The organism is Robertmurraya sp. GLU-23 (assembly GCF_052983275.1).
Map to the genome: position 1 here is coordinate 1 of NZ_JBRKCV010000055.1, position 568 is coordinate 568.

The window sequence follows — 568 nt, forward strand, 5'->3', positions numbered from 1 at the left end:
CCAGAAGATAACTTTTCCATTGATTTAGATTGTGAATTGGAAGCAGCATTCAACTTATTGTAAGTGTTAAGAGCTGCGATATTGTGATTGATTCTCATTTTATTATTCCTCCCTGAATGTGTTTGTATTCACGTCCTTGTGAACCACTATCTTTACTAAGGAGGGAGATTTCCAGGTCGGCCGCCCTTGTCTCTCCCACCTTACACTATTATTATCGGAGATTAAAACAAAAGTTTAATATTTTATCTATTTTTTTATAAGTTTTATTTTTAATTTTTCTAAAACCAATAAATGAATTAGACTATATCAAAATGCTCTAAACAGAAAAAGTCCTGCAGAGCGCAGGACCTTCCTTTTAAATATATTAACGAAGTAGTTGAAGAACACCTTGTGGTTGTTGGTTTGCTTGAGCCAACATCGCTTGAGCAGCTTGAGAAAGAATTGAATTCTTTGTTTGTGACATCATTTCTTTAGCCATATCAACGTCACGAACACGAGATTCTGCAGCTGTTAAGTTTTCTGAAGATGTGTTTAAGTTGTTGATAGTGTGCTCTAGACGGTTTTGGTT

At 35.0% G+C, this 568-nt stretch carries 1 protein-coding gene and 1 pseudogene; both read right to left on the bottom strand.

Annotated features, from left to right (window positions below):
* Window positions 1-98: pseudogene (locus ACVBAX_RS25365) on the bottom strand (flagellin); the annotation flags it as partial.
* 266 nt (window positions 99-364) lie between these two features.
* A partial coding sequence (locus tag ACVBAX_RS25370) for a flagellin (RefSeq protein WP_447119709.1) occupies window positions 365-568 on the bottom strand: 204 nt, incomplete at its 5' end.